The organism is Flavobacterium panacis (genome assembly GCF_024649945.1).
GTDB lineage: Bacteria > Bacteroidota > Bacteroidia > Flavobacteriales > Flavobacteriaceae > Flavobacterium > Flavobacterium panacis.
The window spans coordinates 40,425-63,838 of sequence record NZ_JANKMS010000019.1 but is presented as its reverse complement, the minus strand read 5'-3'; the positions used below and the strand labels follow the sequence as shown (position 1 = coordinate 63,838).

The 23,414-nt window shown below is 33.2% G+C and carries 20 protein-coding genes and 1 tRNA gene; 17 read left to right on the top strand and 4 right to left on the bottom strand.

What is annotated here, in order from left to right; genetic code table 11:
• Position 1: 1 nt before the first annotated feature.
• A tRNA-Gly gene (locus NQQ59_RS24695) sits at positions 2-74 on the bottom strand.
• A 135-nt stretch (positions 75-209) separates the two neighbouring features.
• On the opposite strand from NQQ59_RS24695, the gene NQQ59_RS24690 reads away from it, so the two are divergent.
• Both NQQ59_RS24690 and NQQ59_RS24685 read left to right on the top strand, forming a co-directional pair.
• Positions 210-647 carry a GNAT family N-acetyltransferase gene (locus NQQ59_RS24690; RefSeq protein ID WP_144215362.1) on the top strand — a complete coding sequence of 146 codons (438 nt, stop codon included), beginning with the start codon at positions 210-212 and terminating at the stop codon, positions 645-647.
• Positions 648-650: 3 nt separating this feature from the next.
• Entirely contained in the window at positions 651-2,234 is a 1,584-nt protein-coding gene (locus NQQ59_RS24685) for a L,D-transpeptidase family protein (RefSeq protein ID WP_144215363.1), read from the top strand.
• Here NQQ59_RS24685 and NQQ59_RS24680 read toward each other — a convergent pair.
• Positions 2,223-2,948 carry a murein L,D-transpeptidase catalytic domain family protein gene (locus NQQ59_RS24680; RefSeq protein ID WP_144215364.1) on the bottom strand — a complete coding sequence of 242 codons (726 nt, stop codon included), beginning with the start codon at positions 2,946-2,948 and terminating at the stop codon, positions 2,223-2,225. The two genes, NQQ59_RS24685 and NQQ59_RS24680, sit on opposite strands and share 12 nt — an antisense overlap.
• Positions 2,949-3,427: 479 nt before the next feature.
• On the opposite strand from NQQ59_RS24680, the gene gpmI reads away from it, so the two are divergent.
• The gene (gene gpmI / locus NQQ59_RS24675) at positions 3,428-4,945 is read left to right on the top strand and encodes a 2,3-bisphosphoglycerate-independent phosphoglycerate mutase (RefSeq protein ID WP_144215365.1); all 1,518 of its coding nucleotides are present in this window, start codon (positions 3,428-3,430) and stop codon (positions 4,943-4,945) included.
• 127 nt (positions 4,946-5,072) lie between these two features.
• Here gpmI and NQQ59_RS24670 read toward each other — a convergent pair whose 3' ends face one another.
• Positions 5,073-6,326 (bottom strand): DUF445 domain-containing protein, encoded by a 1,254-nt coding sequence (locus NQQ59_RS24670; RefSeq protein ID WP_144215366.1) that lies wholly within the window; start codon positions 6,324-6,326, stop codon positions 5,073-5,075.
• Between the two features lie 211 nt (positions 6,327-6,537).
• On the opposite strand from NQQ59_RS24670, the gene map reads away from it, so the two are divergent.
• From map to NQQ59_RS24630, 9 genes are all read left to right on the top strand, one after another.
• On the top strand, positions 6,538-7,356 hold the full coding sequence (gene map / locus NQQ59_RS24665; RefSeq protein WP_144215367.1) for a type I methionyl aminopeptidase: 819 nt from the start codon (positions 6,538-6,540) through the stop codon (positions 7,354-7,356).
• 71 nt (positions 7,357-7,427) lie between these two features.
• A complete protein-coding gene (locus NQQ59_RS25300; protein ID WP_307777166.1) occupies positions 7,428-7,628 on the top strand; it encodes a GxxExxY protein in 201 nt (66 codons plus the stop codon).
• Positions 7,625-7,831 carry a GxxExxY protein gene (locus tag NQQ59_RS25295; RefSeq protein ID WP_372497292.1) on the top strand — a complete coding sequence of 69 codons (207 nt, stop codon included), beginning with the start codon at positions 7,625-7,627 and terminating at the stop codon, positions 7,829-7,831. Before NQQ59_RS25300 ends, NQQ59_RS25295 begins: the two co-directional genes overlap by 4 nt.
• A 40-nt stretch (positions 7,832-7,871) precedes the next feature.
• Positions 7,872-8,648, top strand: coding sequence for a class I SAM-dependent methyltransferase (locus NQQ59_RS24655; RefSeq protein ID WP_144215368.1), 777 nt, complete (start codon positions 7,872-7,874; stop codon positions 8,646-8,648).
• Positions 8,649-8,776: 128 nt separating this feature from the next.
• Positions 8,777-11,683, top strand: coding sequence for a DEAD/DEAH box helicase (locus tag NQQ59_RS24650; RefSeq protein WP_144215369.1), 2,907 nt, complete (start codon positions 8,777-8,779; stop codon positions 11,681-11,683).
• Positions 11,684-11,757: 74 nt separating this feature from the next.
• Positions 11,758-13,017: a type IX secretion system plug protein gene (locus NQQ59_RS24645; RefSeq protein WP_144215370.1), complete on the top strand. Its 1,260-nt coding sequence runs from the start codon at positions 11,758-11,760 to the stop codon at positions 13,015-13,017.
• 79 nt (positions 13,018-13,096) lie between these two features.
• The gene (gene apaG, locus NQQ59_RS24640) at positions 13,097-13,483 is read left to right on the top strand and encodes a Co2+/Mg2+ efflux protein ApaG (RefSeq protein ID WP_008467225.1); all 387 of its coding nucleotides are present in this window, start codon (positions 13,097-13,099) and stop codon (positions 13,481-13,483) included.
• A gap of 155 nt (positions 13,484-13,638) precedes the next feature.
• Complete coding sequence (pruA, locus tag NQQ59_RS24635) at positions 13,639-15,264, top strand: L-glutamate gamma-semialdehyde dehydrogenase (protein WP_144215371.1); 1,626 nt, start codon at positions 13,639-13,641, stop codon at positions 15,262-15,264.
• Between the two features lie 341 nt (positions 15,265-15,605).
• Positions 15,606-16,337, top strand: a complete 732-nt coding sequence (locus NQQ59_RS24630; RefSeq protein WP_144215372.1) for a hypothetical protein — start codon at positions 15,606-15,608, stop codon at positions 16,335-16,337.
• A gap of 61 nt (positions 16,338-16,398) precedes the next feature.
• Here the strand turns inward: NQQ59_RS24630 and rsmG are convergent, their stop codons facing one another.
• Positions 16,399-17,028 carry a 16S rRNA (guanine(527)-N(7))-methyltransferase RsmG gene (rsmG, locus tag NQQ59_RS24625; RefSeq protein WP_144215373.1) on the bottom strand — a complete coding sequence of 210 codons (630 nt, stop codon included), beginning with the start codon at positions 17,026-17,028 and terminating at the stop codon, positions 16,399-16,401.
• A gap of 107 nt (positions 17,029-17,135) precedes the next feature.
• On the opposite strand from rsmG, the gene NQQ59_RS24620 reads away from it, so the two are divergent.
• The 5 genes from NQQ59_RS24620 (at position 17,136) to NQQ59_RS24600 (ending at position 23,275) form a co-directional block, all read left to right on the top strand.
• Complete coding sequence (locus tag NQQ59_RS24620; protein ID WP_144215374.1) at positions 17,136-18,233, top strand: fatty acid desaturase family protein; 1,098 nt, start codon at positions 17,136-17,138, stop codon at positions 18,231-18,233.
• Positions 18,234-18,308: 75 nt separating this feature from the next.
• Complete coding sequence (locus NQQ59_RS24615) at positions 18,309-19,499, top strand: pyridoxal phosphate-dependent aminotransferase (protein ID WP_012023823.1); 1,191 nt, start codon at positions 18,309-18,311, stop codon at positions 19,497-19,499.
• 382 nt (positions 19,500-19,881) lie between these two features.
• Positions 19,882-20,337: a ferritin-like domain-containing protein gene (locus NQQ59_RS24610; RefSeq protein ID WP_144215375.1), complete on the top strand. Its 456-nt coding sequence runs from the start codon at positions 19,882-19,884 to the stop codon at positions 20,335-20,337.
• 126 nt (positions 20,338-20,463) lie between these two features.
• Complete coding sequence (locus NQQ59_RS24605) at positions 20,464-21,264, top strand: hypothetical protein (RefSeq protein ID WP_144215376.1); 801 nt, start codon at positions 20,464-20,466, stop codon at positions 21,262-21,264.
• A 142-nt stretch (positions 21,265-21,406) separates the two neighbouring features.
• Complete coding sequence (locus NQQ59_RS24600) at positions 21,407-23,275, top strand: peptidase U32 family protein (RefSeq protein WP_144215377.1); 1,869 nt, start codon at positions 21,407-21,409, stop codon at positions 23,273-23,275.
• Positions 23,276-23,414: the final 139 nt, after the last annotated feature.

The following is a 23,414-nucleotide window of genomic DNA, read 5'->3' as shown; positions in this document are numbered from 1 at the left end:
GAGCGAAAGACGAGGCTCGAACTCGCGACAACCAGCTTGGAAGGCTGGAGCTCTACCAACTGAGCTACTTTCGCATTGGTGGTGCAAATATAGAAAGAAAGTTAAGTTCAAAACAAGCTTTTGGGCAAAAAAATTTAATAAAAAACAACATTAATTTATAACTTATTTAAAATTAAAAAGTTATAAAGTCAATATTTTTAAAAAAAATCATGATCACAATCAAAGAAATTACATCAAAAGAGACTTATGCCGTTCGCCAACCCGTTTTAAGAAAAGGAAAACCAATCGAAAGTTGCATCTTCGAAGGAGACGACCTAGAAACGACGCATCATTTCGGCTTATTTGATGATGAAAATTTAACAGGAATTATTTCGTTATTCGATAAAATCAATCCTATATTTGCCGAGCCAAATCAAGCTCAGATCCGAGGAATGGCTGTTTTAGAAACCCATCAGAAAAAAGGATTTGGAGAAGCTTTAGTTAAACATTGTGAAACCTACTGCAATGAAAACAAAGTCGATTTAATTTGGTTTAACGCCAGAACAGCCGCTGTCGGTTTTTATCAAAAAATGAATTACCAACCCCTAGGTGAAGCATTTGATATTAAAGACGTTGGCGAACATTATTTGATGTTTAAAAAATTATAACCTATGAAAAAACTTTACTCTTTAGTAGTAATATGCATTTTTGTGAGCTGTAAAAAAGAAGCTCCAAAACCCGCTCCTACCGTCAAAAAAACGGTACCGGCAATCCTACTTACAGACGAGAGAAAAGTTGATATAGACACCGCAACTTTAAGCACTTTTAAAAGTGAAACCTTAAAACAATTTTATCTCGCATCTGAGAACAAGACCGTTTGGGGGAATCTTGAAAAAAGAAAATACATCTTAACCCAATTAGAAAATTCAGACAAACTAGGCTTGGAACCAGAAGATTACAAAGCTTCTCAGTTAAGAAAGTTTGAAAACAAAATTAGCTCCCTTAGCGATTCTGCTTTAGCCACTTATGACATATTATTAACTTATAATTTCGAAAAATATCTCAATCATCTCTACAAAGGAAAGCTAGATCCAAAGAAACTTTACGGAAATTGGGATTTGGACGAAAAGACATTTGATGTAAATAATGTACTAATTAAAGCTTTCAATAAAAACAAATTAGATAGCGTTGTAGATAATATCCAACCTAAAACACAAACCTACAAAGAGCTTTTGAAAGCATTGGAAATCATAAACACTTTTCCTGATGAAGACATCGAAAGCATTAAATCTACAGACAAAATTGTTTTAAACGATACAAATTCTGCTTTAATAAACATCAAAAAAAGACTTCTATACTGGAACGACATGTCTGGAAAAGACAGCCTTACAAAGATATACAACCAAAAAACCTTTGAAGCCGTTAAAAAATTCCAAGAAAGACACGGTTTAGCTTCTGACGGAGTTATTGGTGTGGGAACAATTAATGCTTTGAATTATTCTAAAGAAAAAAGAAAAAAACAGATTATTGCCAATCTGGAGCGTTGGAGATGGTATCCGAACGAATTAGCCGAAAATTATTTTATTATCAATATTCCGGATTACAGCTTGAATGTTGTCGAGAACCAAGACACTACTTTGGTTCGAAATGTTGTGGTTGGAACAAGCAAAAGAAGAACTCCTATTATTACATCATTTTTAAAAACAGTAGTTTTTAATCCGACTTGGACTGTTCCTCCTACCATTTTGAAGGAAGATGTTGTTCCTGCAATGAAACGAAACCGAAATTATCTGGCCAAGAAAAACATCACTATTTACGATTCATCAGGAAATGTTGTTGATCCCGTTTCTTGGAACGAAAACAAACCTAATAACTATCGCTATGTCCAAAGTCCTGGCTATTACAATTCATTGGGTTTGATGAAAATTTTATTCCCAAATCACCATAGCGTTTATCTTCACGATACGAATCACCGTAATATTTTTGGAAGAAATAATCGTTCTATGAGTTCTGGATGCGTGCGTGTTGAGAATCCGTTGGAATTGGCGCAGCATATTTTGGATGTAGACGGAAACTGGCCTCAGGACAGAATTGATACTATTATTGCTTCTAAAAAGACTATGAGTTTTAAAATCAGTAAAAAATACTCACTATATCAATGGTATTGGACAGCATGGAGCAAAAAAAATCAGCTCTTGTTCAGAGCTGATATTTATAATTTAGATTCGGATTTATATGCTAAATTAAGAGATTAACCTCTCTTCCATCGCGAAACTTCTTGATGGATGATAAATATATAAACACGATTGATCTTTAATAACTTCAATTATTTCGTCAGTTAATTCAACTGGTACCGCAGGACAACCTTGGCTTCTTCCTAATCTTTTATGGTCTCTGATAAAAGATTCAGAAACATAATCTGCACCATGCATTACAACACCTCTTTGGCGCGCATTGCTGTTTACACCATTTTCTAAGCCATCTAAACGCAATGAAGCGCCATGTTTTCCTTGGTAAATTTCACCTGTAGCATAAAATCCTAAACTACTTTTAAATGAAGAGTTCAAGTTTGAGAACGCAGTAGCAAATTCTTCTCCAGTATTTCTACCATGTGCCACAAGAGAATTAAACAAAATAGTGTTTGTTGTCAAATCAATCACCCACAAACGTTTTGTGTTTGATGATAAACTGAAATCAATAAGTGTCAAGATGTTTTTCTTGATAACACCTTTTTCTTTCAACAAATAAAATCCCTTTAAAGCTTCTGAGAAAGTTTTAAGTTCTGGCATTTTAAAGTTGTTAGAATTCAAGGTGTTGTAAACACTTTCAATTTTAGAATCAACAGTTACTTTTTCTACTTTAGCAATCGATTTTACAGTAACGTTCTTTTTTAGGTCTGTAGTGGTTTTTGAATCTTTTCCAAAAGACAATAGCAAAAACACGAATAGCGGATAAATCTTGTAAATCATTGAATTTCTTTAGGTTAAACAAAAATTTGGGTAAGACAAAAGTATAAAAAATTCACCCCTTGCCAAATACAACCCTGATTTTCAGGCTTTTTTTGTTTAAACTTTAACATTATTAACATAAAAATGCGATTCCTGTAAGATTTTATCTAATACAAAAAGTATAAAATTTCGATCGATTTTCTTAAAAAAACCTCAAAAAGTGGGAATTATGAAACTAATACCTGTTTAAATAAAACAAATTGATGTGATTATTTTCTAATTTATAAGAGTTCAGCGATGACAGACAACATTTTACATTATTGAATGCTCTCAAAAATAAAGGCTGAAAAACAGCTTAGCGTGAATTAATTTTAAAAATTAAAGGCTTCTATAATTAAATTGCTATTTTTCATCAAACTTCATTTTATTAAATATAAAATATACTGTTCTGTTCTCGCAAAGTTTATAAATGCCTTATCTTTGTAGAAAACAAAAAAGTAATGAACAAAAAAGTTATCCTTATGATTTTAGATGGTTGGGGAAAATCTCCTGACCCTAAAGTATCTGCAATCGACAATGCAAATGTTCCTTTTATAAACAGTCTTTACAAAAACTACCCAAGCGCACAACTTAGAACTGACGGTTTAAATGTTGGTCTACCTGAGGGACAAATGGGAAACAGCGAAGTGGGACACATGAATCTTGGTGCCGGAAGAATTGTATATCAGGATTTAGCTAAAATTAACTTAGCAGTAGAACATAAAACATTAGCAACAGAACAAGTTTTAATTGACGCGTTTAATTATGCTAAAACAAACAATAAAAAAGTACACTTTTTAGGATTAGTTTCAGATGGTGGTGTTCACTCACATACTTCACACCTTCGCGGCTTAATCGATGCTTCTCAAGAATATGGTTTAGATCAAGTTTATGTTCACGCTTTTACAGACGGACGTGACGTTGATCCAAAATCTGGAGCAAAATACATTCATGATCTTGAAGATTATATTAAAGATACTCCTGTAAAAATCGCTTCTATCGTTGGTCGTTACTATGCAATGGATCGTGACAAACGTTGGGAACGCGTAAAATTAGCTTATGATCTTGTCGTTAACGGCGTTGGAACTCCATCAACAAATGCTGTTGCAAGTGTTCTTGCTAGTTATGAAAAAGATGTTACAGACGAATTTATCGAGCCAGTTGTTATCGTTGATGAAAACGCAAAACCTCTTGCTACAATTGCTGAAGATGATGTTGTAATCTTCTTTAACTTTAGAACTGACAGAGGTCGTGAACTTACTGAAGCACTTTCTCAGCAAGATTTCCACGAACAAAATATGCATAAACTAAACTTGTATTATGTAACCTTGACAAACTACGACGAAACGTACCAAAATGTAAAAGTAGTTTACAATAAAGACAATATTACTGAAACTCTTGGCGAGGTTTTAGAAAAAGCTGGTAAAAAACAAATCAGAATTGCTGAAACTGAAAAATATCCTCACGTAACATTTTTCTTTTCTGGCGGTAGAGAAACTCCTTTTGAAGGCGAATCTAGAATTTTAAGAAATTCTCCAAAAGTGGCTACTTATGATTTAAAACCAGAAATGAGCGCTTACGAGTTAGCCGATGCTCTTGTTCCTGAATTGAATAAAGGCGAAGTTGATTTTGTTTGCTTAAACTTCGCAAATGGTGACATGGTTGGTCACACCGGAATTATGGAAGCTGCAATTAAAGCTTGTGAAGCCGTTGACGCTTGTGCAAAACAAGTTATCGAAGCTGCTCTTGCAAATGATTACACTACAATCGTAATTGCAGATCACGGAAACTGTGAAACAATGATCAATCCTGACGGATCTCCTAATACGGCGCACACAACAAACCCAGTGCCTATTATTTTGGTTGACAAACAACTAAAAAGCATTCAAGACGGTGTTTTAGGTGATATCGCTCCAACAATTTTAGAATTAATGGGCGTTCAGCAACCAAATGCAATGACTTGTCATTCATTACTATAAAAAGTTTTGAAACCATATAAGTGATATAAGTTCATTTAAAAAAGAACTTAAAAAAATCTCGCAAAGACGCTAAGTCGCAAAGAAATTCATAAACTTTGCGCCTCTGCGACTTTGCGAGATTATTAATTTAGACCAATAAATAATGATAAAACTGCTCCACTCCATAAATCACAAGTCCAATAATTCCTCCTACTAAAGTCCCATTGATTCTGATGTATTGAAGATCTTTTCCAATTTCTAATTCTAATTTTTCCGAAACTTCTTTTCCGTCCCAGCTTTTTACTGTTGATGAAATTAAATCCCCAATTACCTTTTTATTATTGAGAAGAACTGAAAGAAGGTCGTTTTTAATGAAATTATTGATTTTATCAATCATTACCGGATCTTCTTGAATTCCGTTTCCGAAGGTTTGAATTAAATTCGAAATGCTATTTTTAATAGAAGATTCATCTTCTTTATTCAAATCATTGGTAATTGAAAGTTTGATCTCATCCCAAATTCCGTTGATATAATCCTGAACTTCTTTTTTTCCAACAAAACCTAAAATCATATCGTTGATTTTAACCCTCATTTCTTCTGAGTTTTTAACCTTCTCCAAAAAATTATATATATATTCGTCAATCTTTAATCGGACTGCGCTTTCTGGTTTTTTGGCTTCATTTAAAAAATCTTGTAAACCATTAAAAACTCCTTCCGTAATTTTTTTATCAGCCAATCCAAAACTCAATAACGGAGTTGACGCTTTTACTTTCTGCCTAATTAAATCTTTATTATTAGTCAATTCAGCACTCATTACTTCAAGAAGATTGGTCAACATTTGATTTTTTAATTCTCCTTTTTGCAAAGGTTCCAAAGCAACGGCAACCCAGTTTCCAAAATTTATTCCTTCCATTTTTTCTTTGAACTGAACTTGAATAAACCTCTTGACATCTTCATCTTTTATGGTTCTTAAAATTCCTGGAATAATATTTACCGCTACAGCATTGGCAATTTTGTTTGCATTTTCTTCCTGCGAAAGCCAATCTGAAGCCTTCGTTGCAAAATTGAATTCATCTAATTTAATTTCCAGTTTTTCACGATCTAAAAATTCCTCCGAAACAAAATTCCCAAGGTTTTCTCCAATTTCATTTTTCTTGGTCGGAATAATAGCAGTATGCCAAATCGGAATTCCCAGCGGATGACGAAATAATGCCACAACAGCAAACCAATCGGCGATTCCACCAACCATTGCGGCTTCGCTAAAAGCTTGAAGCATCGGAATTTTATAATAAATGGCGATGATAAACAATAAGACTGCAATGCCTAAAAGTGACAAAGCGCTTCTTTTCATTTTCTTTAAAGCCTTTACTTTTTGTATATCTTGATCTATAATAGTTTCCATGATTACAACGGTTTTTACTACTAATTTAAGGCTTTTTTCTGAAAAACTTAAGTTTAAAAAGGGTTTGCCACGAATTACACGAATTGCAATAATTTTTTCTTTTTACATTCTAAAATATTAATTCGTGTTAATTCGTGAAATTCGTGGCAAAAAAAATCGCATGAAAATCACATGAAAAGTTGTACTTTTGCGAACTGAAAATGGGAAAAATATGATTATCCAAAAAACTAGGGAAGAAATCGAATTAATGCGCGAAAGTGCTTTAATCGTATCAAAAACATTAGGAATGATAGCTTCTGAAATCAAAGAAGGAGTTACTACATTATATCTTGACAAATTAGCCGAAGAATTTATTCGCGATCACGGAGCTGTTCCAAGTTTCCTTGGATTGTACGATTTTCCTAATTCGCTTTGCATGAGCCCAAATGCTCAGGTTGTTCATGGTATTCCTAATAATATTCCGCTAAAAAGTGGTGATGTTATTTCGGTTGACTGCGGGGCTTTTAAAAATGGTTTCCACGGAGATCACGCTTATAGCTTTGAGATTGGTGAAGTTGCTCCAGAAGTAAAAAAACTTTTAAGAGTTACTAAGGAATCTCTTTACGTTGGAATTAGAGAATTTAAAGCTGGAAATCGCGTTGAAGATGTTGGAAATGCGATTCAAAAATATACTGAAGCGCACGGTTACGGCGTAGTACGTGAATTGGTTGGACATGGTGTTGGGCAAAAAATGCACGAAGCTCCTGAAATGCCAAATTATGGTAAAAAAGGAAGAGGAAAACTTTTTGTTGAAGGAATGGTGGTAGCAATTGAACCGATGATCAACATGGGAACAAAAAACATCAAACAACTTAAAGACGGCTGGACAATTCTAACTGCTGACGGAAAACCAAGTGCACACTTTGAGCATGATGTAGCTTTAATCGATGGAAAACCAGAATTATTATCGACTTTCCAATACATCTACAAAGCTTTAGGAATCGAAAGCAATGAAGAAGACGAGTTTAGACAAGTGCCTTTAGTATTGTAAGAGCTATTCCACAAAGATTCACAAAGATATACGCCGAGGTTCACAAAATTTTATTTATATGCCCTTTGAAAATGTATTTGGAAAATGAAATATCTGAAGATGAACTAAATGCTATTTCTTATAAAATTATCGGTTTAGCGATTGAAGTTCACAAACAATTAGGTCCAGGTTTATTAGAGTCAGCTTATCAAGAATGTCTGTACTATGAACTTGTAAATTCTGGTTTAATTGTTGAAAAACAAAAAGCACTTCCGATAATTTATAAGATATAAAACTAGAACACGGATATCGAATTGATTTATTAATAGAAAACAAAATTGTTATCGAATTAAAAACTGTTGAAGCTTTTACTGAAGTACATTTTGCACAAATATTGACTTATTTAAAACTTGGAAATTATCCTTTGGGATTATTGATTAATTTTGACTCAAAAATTTTAAAAAACAACATAAAAAGATTTATAAACACTCTGTGAAACTCTGTGTCTTCTTAGTGTAACTCTGTGAAACAACCCCATGAAGAAACTTTTCAAATTAGTTTTAAATACAATACCGCGTCCATTATTAATTCGTTTGAGTTATGTAGCACGTCCAATTTTAGCTTTCTCTCTAAGAGGAGATAAATTTACAGATCCAATTGATGGAAAAAGCTTTAAGTCGTTTTTACCTTACGGATACGGAAAACAACGTAACAATGTACTTTCACCAAGTACACTTTCTTTAGAAAGACATCGTTTGCTTTGGTTGTATTTAAATGATCAAACTGATTTTTTTACAGCACCCAAAAAAGTATTGCATTTTGCTCCAGAACAAGCTTTTTACAAATTATTCCGCAAGCAAAAAAATCTTGATTATACTACAACCGATTTATTTTCGCCTTTGGCAGATGTAAAAGCGGATATTTGTAATCTTCCTTTTAAAGACAACGAATACGATGTGATTTTATGCAATCACGTTTTAGAACATATTCCAGATGATACAAAAGCAATGCAGGAGTTGTTTCGTGTTTTAAAACCAGGCGGAATGGCAATTCTTCAAATTCCACAAGATTTAAATCGTGAAGTTACTTTCGCAGATGATTCCATTACAGATCAAAAAGAACGTGCTAGAATATTTGGACAATACGATCATGTTCGTATTTACGGACGCGATTATTTCGACAAATTAAGAAGCATTGGTTTTATTGTAATTGAAGAAGATTATACCAACAAAATTACACCTGAATTGGTTGAAAAATATTGTTTAGCAAAAGGCGAAATTATTCCGCTTTGTTTTAAACCACAGGAAAACTAAACCGTTTTTTTGAACCATATAAGTGATATAAGTTCATTTAAAAAGAGTTTTCAAATTATTGATATTTTGAAAACTCTTTATTTTTTGCCCCCAATCCCAAATTATAAGCCAACCAAATCCCTACACCCTTGGAACCTACAAAATCATTTCAATTTTGCTTCGACATCAGTTTTGAAAAAAATCTGAACACTTTTATCCCAACCTCTTATATCGTTGAGAATACAGATGAAATTAAATATTTAAATAAAAAAGCAACTACTGGAGTTTTAGAAAGCTTCGGAATTACTTTTGACAATTTAGATTCCAATACCAAAAAGATTCTGACTGCTTGTGAATCATTAAAACCTGAATTTATTTTTAAAAAATTCAGTGCCAAAATCAAATCGGCTAAAACTATTGCGGATTTGCAGAAAGATTCTAAAATTGAATTTGCAATTCGCCAGCATTTAAAATTCCATCTCGGTTCTTTTTACAATTTGATTGTACAAGAACAGTTTCCATTATCTCTAAATATTGGACCTGAGAAAGATTTTTATCGTTCAAGAGTCGATGTTAGTCCGCTTTATTTTGAACCCCAAATTCAATTCGACAAACATTCGGAAGGAATTACCTATACCCTTTCATTAAAAGAAAATAAAAAAGCTTTTTTACCAATGGAAAGCAAAGCTGATATTCTTTTAGATGAACCAGGCTGGTTAATTATCAATAAAAAACTAGGGCAATTAAAAGAGCTTAATGCTAAAAAATTAATGCCTTTTTTAAAGAAAAAATCAATCGAAATTCCATCAAAATTAGTCGATGATTACTTTAAAAGTTTTATTCCCGAAATAGCTAAAAAAATTGATATCGAAGCTAATGGTTTTGAAGTAGAAAATCGTGACAAAATTATGTCATGTACGATTCAGCCTGTTCATGATTTTTTTAAAAACTGTTATTATCTCAATCTTTATTTTGATTATGATGGTTATTTATTTGATGCTTCCAAAACAAAAAAAACACATTCGTTTGTAGATTTTAGCATTGCCAATCAGCCTAAAATTATTCAGTTTAAAAGAAGTGCCGACGAAACTTTATATACAGACAAATTAGCTGAGCTAGGTTTAACTATAATCAAAAATGAATTCTACGGATTAAATTCAGAAGTTGAGAATCCCGATCCTTTTCTCAATATTCAATTTATTATTGATCATAAAGAACAACTGAAAAGTTTAGGCTTTACAATTGAGAATCTAAAAGTCGAAAGCAAAGAAATTATTACTGAAAGCAATACCATTTCGATTGCAAAAGAAACAAAAGCAGATTGGTTTGACATTAAAATCATTATTACGATTGGTAATTATAAAATTAATTTCAGCGAAATTATTCCAAACATAAAAAGCAAAGAAAGACTTTTTCAATTGCCTGACGGAAATTATTTCTTGATTCCGCTAGAATGGTTCAGCAAGTATGGCTCTTTGGCAAAACTAGCCAAAGTCGAGAATGGCGAATTACTTTTACGCAAAAGCAATTTTACAGCATTGGACGGAATTTCAGAAATTGATAATGACTTAGAACAAATTCATAAAGCAGAATTTACAGGTTCAGAACTAATCAAAGCGACTTTAAGACCATATCAAATTGATGGTGTAAAATGGCTTTTAGGTCATTTTAACTCAAATATGGGCGCGTGTCTGGCTGATGATATGGGACTTGGAAAGACTTTACAGACTTTATCGGTTTTAGTTTCTGTGCAAGAACAATTAGGCTTTACAACAAAAACCACCAATTTTGATTTGTTTGCCAACGAAACTACGATTGAAAGAGAACCATTAAAAGCTTTAATCGTTCTTCCTTCTTCATTGGTATTCAACTGGTTCAATGAAGCTGGAAAATTTACGCCTCATTTTTCGAAAATGCAATATGTGGGTAATGACAGAAAATCTTTAGCAAGCAGAATCAATACAACCGATTTGATTTTTACAAGTTACAGCATCATTCATCGCGATATTGCCATTTTAGAAAAATATGATTTCCGTTATTTGATTTTGGACGAAAGTCAATACATTAAAAATAAAGATTCTAAGATTTTCAAAGCCATAAATAAAATCAGCACAGGACATAAAATAGCGTTAAGTGGAACACCAATCGAAAATTCGCTTGACGATTTATGGTCTCAAATGCAGTTTATAAATCCTGATATTTTGGGGAATTATAAATTTTTCATGGATAATTTTAAAACTCCAATCGAGAAAAGACAAGATGAAAATGTTTTATCAGAATTAAAAAATCTAGTTCAGCCTTATATTTTAAGACGAACCAAAGAGCAGGTTTTAAAAGATTTACCAGAATTGACGGAGCAGATTTATTACTGTGATATGGATCCTGAACAGGAAAAATTATACGAAAAAGAGAAATCTAAAGCACGTAATTTTTTATTAAAAACAGATGGTTCAGGTCCAGACAAAATCAGTATTATTAATACTTTGATGAAGTTGCGCCAGCTGAGTAATCATCCGAAAATGGTGGATCAGGAATCAGAAATTGATTCTGGAAAATTTATAGCCGTTACCAATTATCTTGAAAATTTGGTAAAAGCAAAACAGAAAGTAATCATTTTCAGCTCGTTTGTTACCAACTTAAGTTTTTATACAGATTGGTGTAACGAAAATAAAATAGACTATTGCGAAATTACAGGTGAAACTCCTGCCAGCAAAAGAGAACAACAAGTAAAAGTGTTTCAAGAAAAAGAAAATCCGTTGTTATTTTTCATTTCGCTGAAAGCGGGAGGTGTCGGCTTGAATATTACTAAAGCTTCATATGTTTTATTCTTAGATCCGTGGTGGAATCCTTTTGCAGAAAAACAAGGAGTTGGTCGTGCTCACAGAATTGGACAAATGAATAAAGTTAATGTGATTCGATTTATTTCTAAAAATACAGTTGAGGAAAAAATCATCAAATTACAGGAAAACAAAAAACTATTGTCTGATTCTCTTTTAGAAGAAAGTTATATTAATGATGAAATTGAAGCTAACTTAGAGTACATTTTGAATTCTTAATACGTTAAACCAATAAAAGAGTCTATTTTTCGTTCTGTAAAATTGTTATATTTACAATCTTACAATACTATAAGATGTCAAAATTTTTATATCAAAGTCTTTTATTTATTTTCTTCGCCAATTTAATAACGGCCCAAGAAGTACAAAACGAAGTTGAACCTCCTTATAATATCAAAACTGTTTCATTTGTTCAAAATGGAAGTAATGTGGTTCCTATTTTCGAATTAGGTTCTACGTTTGCATTTCAGTTTGACGATTTATTTGGCAGCGAAGCTAATTATTATTTTGAAGTCCTTCATTGCGATTATAACTGGAGACCAACTGATATTCCGAAAACAGACTACATTAGAGGTTTAGACAATCAAAGAATTAATGATTATTCTAATTCATTTAATACGTTGCAGATTTATTCGCATTACAGACTTGCATTTCCAAATCAATTTACGAATCAATTGAAACTTTCTGGAAATTATATGCTTCGAATTCTAAATGAAGATCGAGAGTTGGTCCTTTCGAGAAAGTTTATTTTATACGAAAACCAATCAACTGTAACAGCACAGGTGAAAAGAAGCCGAAACCTTAGCAATATTGAATACAAACAAAATCTTGATTTCGCGGTTTTGTCAAATGATATTGTTTTTCAAACACCATTACAAAATCTAAAAGTGCTTCTTCTTCAAAACGGAAATTTCAATACTGCTATTAAAAACATCGTTCCTCAATATACCATAGGCAATCAAATGGTTTATAAATATGATAAAGAAACGCAATTCTGGGGTGGTAATGAATTTTTATATTTTGAAAACAAAGACATTCGCGCAGCCAATAATAATGTTGCCAAAATAGGCTCGAATAGTGATATCTATAATGCCTATTTGTACACCAATGCAGCCAGAGGAAATCAGATTTATACGAATTATGAAGACGTAAACGGAAACTTCGTTGTTAAGAATATCAATGGTTCTAATAATGATATTGAAGCAGATTATGCTTGGGTTTATTTTACACTTTCTGCTCCAGCTTTCAGGTTAAATAAAGACATTTACATTACTGGAATGTTCAACAACTACAGTCTAGCTCCAGAATACAAAATGGATTATAATACAGACAAAGGAGTTTTTGAAAAAGCGATTATGATCAAACAGGGATTTACGAATTTCCAGTACACTGTAGCTGATAAAAAAGGAAATATTGATTACGAAAATGCTATTGATGGTAACTTCTACCAGACTGAAAACGAATATACAATTTTGGTGTATTACAAAGAGGCAACCGATCGTTATCAGCGCGTTATTGGTAAGGGAAATGCAAACTCTATCAATATAGTCAATTAAAACAATGTTAAGGTTCTAGATTAAATGATTTTTTTTCGTAGCTTTGCCACTATAACACACACATATATACTGCGTTAGTATGGTTTCTCAGATTACACGAGGCATAAAAATATCTGTTTTGACTAGTTTTGAAGGTACTTACTTCAAGAACTACAAGATTCATTTTGCTTTTAGTTACGTAGTTACAATCGAAAACCACAGTAAAGATTCAGTGCAATTAACTTCACGTCACTGGGAAATTTTTGATTCATTAAATGATTTAGAAGTCGTAGATGGCGAAGGTGTAATTGGTAAAAAACCAGTTTTAAAACCTGGTGAAAATCACACTTACAGTTCTGGCTGTTTATTATCATCTCCTTATGGAGCAATGAAAGGTCATTTTAATATGATCAATTTTACTACCACGAAAACATTCAAAGTTATAGTTCCTACTTTTAGAATGTGCGCTCCTTTTGCTTTAAATTAAAGAGGTCCTTTTACAACGATTGCTTTTATCGTTATCTTAATCATAAAATTATCAATTTATTAATTTATCCTTTGTACTTTTGTGCAGCGTTAGATTATTCGTAACAAATCAAATCGTCTAACAGTAAATTATCTAATAATCTAATTTTAAATAACATGCTTAAAGGATTTTTTCATGTACCTAAAGCGGTAAACGAGCCTGTAAAAAGCTACGCACCGAACTCACCAGAAAGAGCAGCTGTTCAAGCGGCTTACACTACGATGTGGAATTCTCAAATTGACGTTCCTTTACATATTGGAAACGAAGAAATCAGAACTGGAAACACAAGAAACATTACAGCGCCGCACGATCACAAACACATCGTTGGAAAATACCATTTAGCGGAAAAACAACATATTGAAAAAGCGATTGCAAATGCACTTGAAGCAAGAAAAGCATGGGCAAACATGGCATGGGAACAACGTGCTGCAATTTTCTTAAAAGCTGCAGAACTAATTGCAGGACCATACAGAGCACGTATCAACGCTGCTACAATGATTGGTCAATCTAAAAATATTCACCAAGCAGAAATCGATGCTTCTTGCGAATTAATCGACTTTTTACGTTACAATGTTGAGTTTATGACTCAAATCTACAACGATCAGCCAAAATCAGATTCTACTGTTTGGAACCGTGTAGAGTACAGACCATTAGAAGGTTTTGTTTACGCCATTACTCCTTTCAACTTTACTGCTATCGCTGCAAACCTTCCTGCAAGTGCTGCTATGATGGGTAACGTTGTGGTTTGGAAACCAAGTGACAGCCAAGTATTTTCTACAAAAATCATTTTAGATGTTTTCAAAGAAGCTGGAGTTCCAGACGGCGTTATCAACGTAGTTTTTGGAGATGCTTTAATGATTACAGATACTGTTTTAGCAAGCCGTGATTTTGCTGGTGTTCACTTTACAGGATCAACTCATGTATTTAAAGATATCTGGGCTAAAATTGGAGCAAACATTCACAATTACAAAACATATCCAAGAATCGTTGGTGAAACTGGAGGTAAAGATTTTATCATTGCTCACCCAAGCGCAAACGTAAAACAAGTAGTTACGGGAATTACTCGTGGAGCATTTGAATTCCAAGGACAAAAATGTTCTGCAGCTTCTAGAGCTTATATTCCACAAAGTTTATGGCCAGCTGTAAAAGAACAATTAATTACAGATGTAAAATCTATGAAAATGGGTTCTCCAGAAGATTTTGGAAACTTTATTACAGCAGTTATTCACGAAGGTTCTTTTGACAAATTAGCTAGTTATATAGACCAGGCTAAAAAAGATGCTGACGCTGAAATCATCGTTGGAGGAAATTATGATAAATCGGTTGGATACTTTGTTGAGCCTACAGTTATTGTAACTACAAACCCTAAATACACAACAATGGAAACTGAGTTGTTCGGACCAGTTATCACTATCTATGTTTATGAAGATGCAAAATGGGAAGAAACTCTTGAATTAGTTGACACTACTTCTGAGTATGCTTTAACAGGAGCTGTTTTCAGCCAAGATCGTTATGCTATTGAAGTCGCTACAACTAAATTACAAAACTCAGCTGGTAACTTCTATATCAATGATAAACCAACAGGAGCTGTTGTAGGAATGCAGCCATTTGGTGGAGCAAGAGCTTCTGGAACTAACGATAAAGCAGGTTCTGCATTGAACTTATTACGTTGGGCTTCTCCAAGAACTATTAAAGAAACATTTGTAACTCCAGAAGATTACAGATACCCTTTCTTAGGTTAATTTTTTAACATCAGATTTCAAATCTGAAATCTATTTACATATAAAGCCGAATCTTTTAAAAGATTCGGCTTTATTTTTTAGTTCTTAATTCTAAATATAATGTGATAAAACCTGTTTATCAGAACTTCTGTATTTTGAACATTTCTCAATCACAAAGCTTCTAAAGGCTCTCCAATAATTACTTTGTAGTAATTTTCTTATTTTATTGATTCACAACAACATAGCTTCTCCGAAAAACTTATTCTGATATTTTTAAAACTTCTAGTTCCAGTTCAAAAAAAAACATCATAATACATTTGTCCTGTGAAAATCAATTAGTATAAACTAAACAATTTAAAGGTATGAGAAATTTAAACAATGTTCCTAAAATCATTTTAGAATCAAAAAGCATTGGTCACGCAATTGATTTTAAATGGAACAAAAAGAAAATAAATGAATTATTGGATCCCCTAGGAGAGAATGAAAATTTAGAAAATTTATTAATACAAATTAACCACAAAGCTTCCGTTGGTTTGGCAGCCGCATTATTAGAATGGGTTTATTGGCGTTTTACAGGATACACAAAAGTAACAAACGATACTCAGAAACGTATCGAAGCACTTTGGTGTTCTATAGAAAACTTAGAGCAAACTAAACCTTTGTTATTTGATACCGATTTTGAAATTCCAGCATCCGGCAATGTAGATGGGCCACTATGGATTGCCCATATGAATGTGAGAATGATCGACATTCTATACAGAAAAGGCTCTTATTACTTACAAAGCGAACTTACAGGATTAGTATTGTTAGCGCGTCATATCACCCCTAAAAAGAAAGTATTTGACAGATGGTTTAATCGTGTTATGGTAGATTTAATTTGCTTATACCCATCAGAATATCAAAATTTTGATCTAAGCGAAATGGACGAAAATGTTTATGATTCTTCTAATGAACCTGTAATTTGCCGTGATTTTTTCTTTGATTCTGAATTCAAACCTACTAATGAAGCATCAGAGATTGCAATACATGGATTTATAGACAATTTGAACTATCAAGCAAATCAGTTTTTAAATCCATTTAGAATTCATTCTTAGTTTTTAATAGTTTTTATTAAAAAATAACCCGTAGAACAAAACATCTACGGGTTATTTCTTTTTAAGGTTTAAATTTTAAAGGAAGATGGACTACCTTTTTAGTTTCAAAAAACTCATCTTCAAAAATATCTGCCAAATCATATAAAGTAGCATTTGGAAAATCTTTAAGTTCTTCTGTCAAATCTCCCCCTTTTAAATAAAGAATTCCATTTTTCAGTTTATGCTTATGCTGTTTTTTAATTTTATCTTTTATCCAAGAAACAAAATCTGGCATATTAGTAACGGCACGGCTTACAATAAAATCAAAATCACCCTTTACCAATTCAGCACGTTTTTGCTCGGCTTTTACATTCTTTAATTCTAATGCATCTACGACTCCCTGAACTACTTTTATTTTTTTGGCGATAACATCAATTAAATAAAAACGAGTTTCAGGAAACAAAATCGCTAATGGAATTCCAGGAAAACCGCCTCCTGTTCCAACATCTAAAACTGTCGTTCCTGGTTCAAACTTCATAACCTTAGCAATTCCTAATGAATGCAAAATATGTTTTGTATATAAAGAATCAATGTCTTTGCGTGAAATCACATTAATTTTTTCGTTCCAATCGTGGTATAAAAAGTCTAATTTTTGAAATTGTTCGATTTGAAGATCGGTCAAATCCGGAAAATATTTCAATATCTCATCCATTGCTGTAAATTTTTAACAAAAGTACTACTTTACGATTGAAATATTTAACTCAATTTTGCAAATTGAAAATTTATAATAATTACCTTTGAAATCTATTTAAATTAATTATGAATAACACTGCTCCAACTTTTGCAAGGCAAGATAATCTGAAGTTCTTCAGAACACTTAACTCACGAGTAAACAATTACTTCAAGGAGAATAACATTCAGAAAACCGGAAACTGGAAGTTACATCTAAAAGCTGTTATTCTATTTGCTGTTTTCTTAACTCCCTATTTTTTAATCCTTACACTAAACATGCCTTTTTGGGTAATGCTTTTATTGTCTATCGTTATGGGAATCGGGATGGCTGGAGTTGGAATGAACGTAATGCACGATGGTAATCATGGTTCCTATTCCAACAAAAGCTGGATTAATAAGTTTATGGGCGGAACTATTTATGTTTTAGCAGGAAACGTTTACAACTGGCAAGTACAACATAATGTATTGCACCACACGTATACCAATATACCTGGGCACGATGAAGATTTGGATGCAGGAAGAATTATCCGATTTACAGAACATGCAGAATGGCATAGTTTTCACCGTTTTCAACATTATTATTCTGTTTTTTTATATGGTTTACTAACTTTCAATTGGGCCATTACAACAGATTTCAAACAGATGCGTAATTATTTGAAAAGAAAACTTTCTTACGGAGAACCAAAAAGTCCAAAAATACTTTGGACAACTTTAATCATTACAAAAATCATTTACGCTTCTATCTGGATTGTGCTTCCTATGGTAATTGGAATCACTTGGTGGAAAGTACTTCTTGGATTCTTCGTAATGCATTATACAACTGGATTAATTTTAAGTATTGTTTTCCAATTAGCACACGTTGTAGAACATACAACAAATCCAGAACCTAATGAATTAGGCGAAATGGATAACACTTGGGCTATTCACCAATTGTACACTACTACTAATTTTGCTCCAAAAAATGCAATCGTAAACTGGTACACCGGCGGATTAAATCACCAAATTGAACATCATATTTTTCCGCATATAAGTCACATTCATTATGGTAAAATTGCAAAGATCGTAAAGGAAACTGCAAAAGAATGCAATTTACCTTATTACGAATACAAAACAATGCGAAGTGCTATTGTAGCTCACTTCAAGCATTTACGTGACTTAGGAATGAAACCTGAATTATCAGTTTAAAAACTAAAAAAAATCTATTAATAATAACCATCCTTAAGCAACACAGCAAATTTAAGGACATTCAAAATTTTTATAATGAATCATATTCTTTCGGACAGAATCAACAACCTTGCGACTTCACAAACATTGGCAATGGCCGCTTTAGCAAGAGAATTAAAAGCACAAGGAAAAGACATTATCAGCTTAAGTTTAGGTGAGCCTGATTTCAACACACCTGACTTCATCAAAGAAGCTGCAAAAAAGGCAATCGACGACAACTACAGTACATATTCTCCTGTTGATGGATACCAAGATTTAAAAGAAGCAATCTGCAGAAAATTCAAAAGAGACAATGATTTAGAGTACAAACCATCTCAAATCGTAGTTTCTACTGGAGCAAAACAATCTTTATACAACATTGCACAAGTAATGTTAAACGATGGTGACGAAGTAATTTTACCAGCACCTTACTGGGTTTCTTATTTCGAAATCGTAAAACTTTCTGGCGGAGTTCCTGTAGAAGTTCCAACTTCTGTAGAAACAGATTTCAAAATCACTCCAGAACAATTAGAAGCTGCAATCACACCAAAAACAAAAATGATGTGGTTCTCTTCTCCATGTAATCCTTCAGGATCTGTTTACAGCAGAGAAGAATTAACAGCTTTAGCAAAAGTTTTAGAAAAACACCCAAATATTTACGTAGTTGCAGACGAAATCTATGAGCACATCAATTTCTCTGGAACTTTCTGCAGTATCGGTTCTATCCCAGGAATGTTAGAAAAAACAATCACTGTAAACGGAGTTGCAAAAGCATTTGCCATGACAGGATACAGAATTGGTTACATTGGAGCTCCAGAATTCATCGCAAAAGCATGTACAAAAATTCAAGGACAAGTAACTTCTGGTGCAAATTCTGTTGCACAAAGAGCTACAATTACAGCTGTAGATGCTGACCCAAGCGTATTAAACGAAATGGTTCAAGCGTTCCACGGACGTAGAGATTTAGTTGTTGGATTATTAAAAGAAATTCCAGGAGTAAAAATCAACGTTCCAGAAGGTGCATTCTACGTATTCCCAGACGTTTCTTCTTTCTTCGGAAAAACTTTAAAAGGACACGAAATTAAAGATGCAAACGATGTTTCTATGTATCTTTTAGCAGAAGCTAACGTTGCAACAGTAACTGGAGACGCTTTCGGAAATCCAAACTGTATTCGTTTCTCTTATGCAACAAGCAACGATATTTTAAAAGAAGCATTACGCAGAATCAAAGAAGCTTTGACTGCATAACAATATCTAAGTTTTATTAAAAACGGCTTAAGGTTCAAAAGTTTCATCACTTTTATACTTTAAGCTGTTTTTTTATAGTATTAATTTGGGCGTGTCCCTCCGGGTCGGGCTATCCGTTACAAGTCCTCGCCTGTTCGTTCCTCACGGCTGTGGGCTTTCCACTTCTATCCCTCACGCAAAACGACAACGAGAAGTATCATTTTAAAAAGAAACTTTTAAATTTCTAAAATTGGTGTAAATTCGAGAAATTCGTGGCAAACCAAAAAAGTTGTTTCAAAATTCCCATTCTACAATATTATAAAACTTCGATTGTAATCCTGTAAAACAAAGCACTTTATAATTGCAAACTTTGTAACATATTAATTTCAAAAAATTAGATGTCATGACACATGCAGAAGAAACCACCACAGAAACAATCAAAACCTTAGAAGGATTAATTTCAATTCTCGAAGATGGGAAACTAGGATATACAGATGCAGCAGAACATGTAGAAAACCCTGCAATGAAAACCGACTTTTTGGAATACGCCAGAGAACGTGCTTTATTTATTGTAGAATTACAGAACCAAATCAATAAACTGGGAAAATCAACAGACACTTCAGGCGGAGGCATACTTGGAGCTTTGCACCGAACATGGATTGATATCAAATCCTCTTTTACAGGTGGAGATACCGAAGCGATCATCAATGCATGCATTACCGGAGAAGAAGCCGCAATCGAAAAATATAAAACCGCACTCGAAGAAAACCATTTGGAACACGATCAGATTTATATCGTTTCCAAACAATTGAATAGTATTCAAAATACTTTATCACAAATTAAAATGAGAGCTAATTGATCGATCGATTCATGCTTTTTTTTTGAAACTGCTCAGTCTTTGGATTGGGCGGTTTTTTTGTTTTTAATAAAATCGAAAATAAATATTACATTCGTCTCAACCAATTTGTAACGAAAAACTTTTTAAATGACCTCAACTTTACGCAATCTTTTTAATTGGATACAATTTTTAATTATAATACTTTTCAATATTACTTCTCATTCTCAAAGCACTTTAAGCTCTTTGAATAAAAAAAATAATGATTTTCATTCAGAGAAAATAGTTTTAGAAACTATAACAAATACTACATTTTATAATTCAAGCGGCACTATAGAATATACTAAAGAAATAACATCTTATAATACTCAAAATAATGTTCTAACAGAACTTAGATATGATGGCAATAATAATTTAAAACAAAGATTGACACGCACATATGATAGCACTGGAAACGTATGTACGGCTAGAAAATTTGAAAATTGGCATCCATATTTGGGACATACGATTGAAGTCGCTTCTTACAAGTTTGACTCAAAAGGTTTCTTGATACACACTAATGATAAAAACCAAAAAGGGCAAATTTTCAGATATACTGATTTTATAAATAATGATAAAGGAGATCCTATTGAATTAGTAAACTATAATGGAAATCAAATGATTGGAAAAGAAAAAAATGAGTATGATTATGACAAAAACGAAGTGATTATCAAATATTTCAATCAGAACGATGAACTTGTCAATACACAAACAAGTACTATTGATTATTCTAAAATTAGTTCTGGAGATATCGTAAATGAATATGGTGACATTATAAAATCTGCTACTTACGAAATGGAAATAAAGTACGATAAATTTGGGAACTGGATTAAAAAGAAATATTCCAAAATAAAAAATGGAAAACTCGTAAAACAGTCGGAAACATCTAGAACCATTAAATATCTTAAATAAGAAACTAAATTTTTAAGCATCATCATTCCATATTAAGTTAACAATTTCAAAAAAATCGCTTCAGCGCTAGCAAACTCAAATAATTTATTAGACCTTTGCACACTTTTTTTCGTGAATACCACAAAAGGCTAAAGTTTTAGAAATGAAGAAGAAAATAGAAATATTAGCTCCGGCAAGAGATTTAATCGGCGGAATGGCAGCTATTAACAGCGGTGCAGATGCAGTATATATTGGTGCGCCACAATTTGGAGCACGTTCTAATGCCAACAATTCAATTGAAGATGTTGCGGCATTAGTAAAATATGCGCACTTATTTAACGCTCAGGTTTTTGTGGTAATGAATACCATTTTATACGACAACGAATTAGAAACGTGTCGTGCCATGATTTGGGAACTATACGATATTGGTGTAGATGCCTTGATTATTCAAGATATGGCAATTATGGAAATGGACTTACCTCCTATCGTACTTCACGCCAGCACACAAGCCAATAACCGCGACGCAGATAAAATCAAATTCTTAAAAGATGCCGGAATCAAACGTGTGGTTTTAGCACGCGAATTAAACTTGCATCAAATTAAAACAATCTACGACGAAGCTGATGTTGAACTAGAATTCTTCGTAACTGGAGCATTATGTGTATCCTTCAGCGGAAACTGCTATATGAGTGTGGCAAACGGAGAACGTAGTGCAAACCGTGGTTCTTGTGCTCAAAACTGCCGTTTACCTTATAACTTAATCGACGGAAACGGAGATACTTTAATCCGAAACAGTCACTTGCTTTCGATTAAAGATTTAGACGTTTCAGATCAAATTCCAAATTTAATCGAAGCAGGAATCGTTTCGTTCAAAATCGAAGGTCGTCTTAAAGATGTAGCCTACGTTAAAAACAACGTCTCATATTTACGTCAAAAATTAGACAGTTATTTAGAAGGAAGCGATAAATACATCAAAGCTTCTTCTGGAAAATGCACTTATACTTTCGATTCTACTTTAGACAGAACTTTCAACCGTGGTTATACCGATTATTTTGTAAACGAAAGACACGCTAGTATTGGTTCTTGGGAAAGTCCAAAATCAAAAGGACAATATATTGGTAAATTAATCCGTACAATCGGAGATGCTTACGAAATCGAAAACGGCGAATTGTTAAACAACGGTGACGGACTTTGTTTCATCAACGAAAACAACGAAGCTGATGGAATCTACGTAAACAAAGCCGAAAACGGAAAAGTGTATCCAAACGTTTTAAAAGAAATCAAAGACGGAACTTTCATTTATCGTAACAACGATACCGCTTTCATCAAAATTGTTGAGAGAGAAGACAGTGCGATCCGTAAAATCGGAACTACTTTATTGCTTACCGAAAACGAAAATGGTTTCGAGTTAATCGCAACCGACGAAGACGGAAACGTAAGCACCGTAAAATTAGAGCACGCAAAAGAGCCGACTAAAACTGGCGAATCAATTGAAGAAAACATTAAAGTTCAATTAGCAAAAACAGGCTTTACACCTTACAGTGCTGATGAAATTAATATAATGTTCTCTCAAAACTGGTTCCTTCCTATTTCAAAAATCAACGAAATGAGAAGAAATGTTTTCGAACAATTATCAGAAATTCGTTTGGCAAATTACAAACGTGAAGAACATCAATTAGTAAAAACGTCACATCCTTATCCAGAAACTAAGCTGGATTTCATGTACAACGTTTCAAATAAGACTGCTCGTAAATTCTACGAACGTCATGGTGTTACCGAAATCGAAAAAGCATTCGAATTACAATGGGATCCTGGAAAATCTCGTGTAATGACCACTAAATATTGCATCAAATACGAATTAAAAAAATGTCCGATTCACCAAAAAGATATTGTGGGTGTTAAAGTCAAAGAACCTTTGGTTTTAAAACAGGGCGAATTAGAATACAAATTAAAATTCAACTGCAAACCCTGCGAAATGGAAATCTGGGAAAAAGATGCTGAATTTGAGATTGAAGAAGATCAATATCATTAATATACAAACCGATACTTTCAAAGAAGTATCGGTTTTTTATTTTGGGCGTGTCCCTCCGGGTCGGGCTATCCGTTACAAGTCCTCGCCTGTTCGTTCCTCACGGCTGTGGGCTTTCCACTTCTATCCCTCACGCAAACGG

Excerpts from the sequence above, each read along its gene's own strand:
- NQQ59_RS24615 (WP_012023823.1), top strand. The coding sequence starts at position 18,309 with ATGAATCATATTCTTTCGGACAGAATCAACAACCTTGCGACTTCACAA.
- NQQ59_RS24630 (WP_144215372.1), top strand. The coding sequence starts at position 15,606 with ATGAGAAATTTAAACAATGTTCCTAAAATCATTTTAGAATCAAAAAGC.
- NQQ59_RS24685 (WP_144215363.1), top strand. The coding sequence starts at position 651 with ATGAAAAAACTTTACTCTTTAGTAGTAATATGCATTTTTGTGAGCTGT.
- map (WP_144215367.1), top strand. The coding sequence starts at position 6,538 with ATGATTATCCAAAAAACTAGGGAAGAAATCGAATTAATGCGCGAAAGT.
- NQQ59_RS24610 (WP_144215375.1), top strand. The coding sequence starts at position 19,882 with ATGACACATGCAGAAGAAACCACCACAGAAACAATCAAAACCTTAGAA.
- NQQ59_RS24690 (WP_144215362.1), top strand. The coding sequence starts at position 210 with ATGATCACAATCAAAGAAATTACATCAAAAGAGACTTATGCCGTTCGC.
- NQQ59_RS24670 (WP_144215366.1), bottom strand. The coding sequence starts at position 6,326 with ATGGAAACTATTATAGATCAAGATATACAAAAAGTAAAGGCTTTAAAG.
- NQQ59_RS24600 (WP_144215377.1), top strand. The coding sequence starts at position 21,407 with ATGAAGAAGAAAATAGAAATATTAGCTCCGGCAAGAGATTTAATCGGC.
- apaG (WP_008467225.1), top strand. The coding sequence starts at position 13,097 with ATGGTTTCTCAGATTACACGAGGCATAAAAATATCTGTTTTGACTAGT.
- rsmG (WP_144215373.1), bottom strand. The coding sequence starts at position 17,028 with ATGGATGAGATATTGAAATATTTTCCGGATTTGACCGATCTTCAAATC.
- pruA (WP_144215371.1), top strand. The coding sequence starts at position 13,639 with ATGCTTAAAGGATTTTTTCATGTACCTAAAGCGGTAAACGAGCCTGTA.
- NQQ59_RS24620 (WP_144215374.1), top strand. The coding sequence starts at position 17,136 with ATGAATAACACTGCTCCAACTTTTGCAAGGCAAGATAATCTGAAGTTC.
- NQQ59_RS25300 (WP_307777166.1), top strand. The coding sequence starts at position 7,428 with ATGTATTTGGAAAATGAAATATCTGAAGATGAACTAAATGCTATTTCT.
- gpmI (WP_144215365.1), top strand. The coding sequence starts at position 3,428 with ATGAACAAAAAAGTTATCCTTATGATTTTAGATGGTTGGGGAAAATCT.
- NQQ59_RS24645 (WP_144215370.1), top strand. The coding sequence starts at position 11,758 with ATGTCAAAATTTTTATATCAAAGTCTTTTATTTATTTTCTTCGCCAAT.
- NQQ59_RS24655 (WP_144215368.1), top strand. The coding sequence starts at position 7,872 with ATGAAGAAACTTTTCAAATTAGTTTTAAATACAATACCGCGTCCATTA.
- NQQ59_RS24680 (WP_144215364.1), bottom strand. The coding sequence starts at position 2,948 with ATGATTTACAAGATTTATCCGCTATTCGTGTTTTTGCTATTGTCTTTT.
- NQQ59_RS24605 (WP_144215376.1), top strand. The coding sequence starts at position 20,464 with ATGACCTCAACTTTACGCAATCTTTTTAATTGGATACAATTTTTAATT.